We start from the raw sequence: 2,081 nt of genomic DNA on the forward strand, positions 1-2,081 counted from the left end.
GGGTTGGTAGCGGTATCGGGGGGCAATGGGGTCATGCCCCATTGTCGCCGCCATGCCCTTGGCCGCCGGGTTGCGGGCTTTAAGCGGGCAGCATCGTCGCGATATGCCCCGCGCGCGGGTCGCCGCTGCCCGCCAACACGGTGGCAAACAGGGCTTGCGTGGCCTGGGGGCCCGCATGGCGCTGCACCACCAGCCAGGGCTGCGGCCCTGCCGACACGGCGGCGCTGAACTGGTTCCAGGCCGCCACCAGGCGGTCGTTCAGACCCTGGGCGCCCCAGTCGGTGTGGCGCTTCTTGACCTGGGCGGGCGCAAAGAACATCACCGGGCGCGGGCCGGGCAGCTGGCCTGCGCCGCCCAGGTCCTGCACGTGGCTGGCGCCCACCGAGCAGCTGTAGGCCAGGCCCGTGAAGTGGGCGTGGATGCGCTGGCGCAGGCCCACGCTGCCCGCAAAGTCGATGTAGACGCTGGGTGTGGCGCCGTCGATCTGGTCCAGTGCGTCGTAGGTGACCACGCGGCTGTAGCAGCCCAGGCTTTCGCAAAACGCCACATTGCCGGGCGAGGTGAGGCCAATGACCTCGATGCCGTCGCGCTGTGCAAGCTGGAAGGCGGTGCCGTAGGCCGTTTTGCTCGACGCGCTGGACAGCAGCATGCGCCGGGCGCCAAAGAACTGCTGGTCCGCCAGAAAATCGTCGATGAGCCACGAGGTGATGAACAGTGGCCGCAGGAGCGCCTGCATGTCCTCGTTGTCGGCGCGGTACAGCCCGTCGGTGCTGGTGCGCAGGTAGTGGTTGTAGACCGCATGCAGGCCCGCGCGGTGCGGGGCGCCGTCGCTGAAGCCCGTGGGGTTGACACGCTGGGGCGACAGCACGGCCTGGCTGGCCATGGGCCAGTAGCCATACAGCCGCTCGCCCACCGCCACGGCCGGGTGCAGCGACTGCACCACGGTGCCGAAGCCCCACACAGGCACGATGCCCCAGCCGGCCTCGCCGGTGGGGAAGAACTGCCAGTAGTTCAGCATGTCGCCCAGCGCGGCATAGGTGATGTTGTTGGCCGTGAGGGCAAACGACTCGACCCGCACGCGGACCTGGCCCTCGGCCAGCGGGGTGTCGTCGGTGGTCAACAGGCGGGTGGTGGCCAGCTGGTCCTGGCGCACGAGAAGGATGGTGGTGCTCATGCCGCGACGCTAAACCAAAGCGGGCGTGCGCTCAAGCGGCGCGCGCCGCCTGGGCGACACAGGCTCCGTGTGCCGAAGTGTTCAATCGGTTGTTGGCTGGGCCAGTTGCTCGAACGGCAGCGCCTGCTTGACCAGGATGACGGTGCAGGGCGCATCGCGCGCCACGCGCATGGGCACCGTGGCAAAAAAGCGCTGGGTTTGCAGCCCGTGAGTGGCGGCGCCCAGGATCATCATGCTTACGTGGTTGCTGGCCGCATAGCGCACCAGCGCCTGGGCCACGTCGCTCGCTTCGAGCACGTGGTAGCTCACGGCATGCCCGGTCAGGTCCAGCCCCTGGGCCCACTGGCGCAGGCGCGCCATGTGCTGGCGGTGCAGCGTGGTTTCGCTGCGCTCGCTGTCGCTGGTGCTGCTGGCGCCGGGCGACACCACCGTCACGCAGGCCAGCCGTGCGCCGGGGCGGATGCCCAGCGAGCGGGCCACGGCCTGGCGCAGCGAGTACAGCGTGGCATCGCTCACATCGGCATGGGGCACGGCGACCATGAGGATGGGCGTGTCTTCGATCTGCTGCGAGGGCAGGGGGCTGGGGGTGTAGTGCATGCCCGCTGCGCGCAGCCAGCGTCGCAGGTGGGTGCGCAGCGGCGTGCGCTCGGTGCGCTCGCCGCGTTCGGTGATGAGTACCTGCTCGGGGTTGGACAGGTCAAACGCCAGGTGCGCGGCCGAGGGGTAACGGCTTGCGGCCTCGGGCTCCAGGCAGCGCAGGATGACTTCCTGCAGCCAGGGCGGGATGTCGGCCCGGTGCTTGCGCGGCGGCGCGGGCGTCATCCACAGGCGCTGGCGCATGCCGCCGCTGGTGGTGGGGGCGCCAAAGGGCAGCTCGCCGGTGGCCAGCTCGTACAGCATCACGCCG

General features: G+C 70.0%; 2 protein-coding genes. Both read right to left on the minus strand.

What is annotated here, in order from left to right; genetic code table 11:
• Positions 1-79 precede the first annotated feature (79 nt).
• Positions 80-1,174, minus strand: coding sequence for a DUF2855 family protein (locus tag DBR23_RS28600; protein WP_108500299.1), 1,095 nt, complete (start codon positions 1,172-1,174; stop codon positions 80-82).
• An 81-nt stretch (positions 1,175-1,255) separates the two neighbouring features.
• Positions 1,256-2,081: universal stress protein (locus DBR23_RS32075; protein ID WP_233250806.1), on the minus strand; the 826-nt coding region annotated here is incomplete at its 5' end.

The organism is Acidovorax sp. HMWF018 (assembly GCF_003061035.1).
In the GTDB taxonomy this organism is placed as follows: domain Bacteria; phylum Pseudomonadota; class Gammaproteobacteria; order Burkholderiales; family Burkholderiaceae_C; genus Acidovorax; species Acidovorax delafieldii.

Coding starts and splice junctions, on each gene's coding strand:
- DBR23_RS28600 (WP_108500299.1), bottom strand. CDS start 1,174: ATGAGCACCACCATCCTTCTCGTGCGCCAGGACCAGCTGGCCACCACC.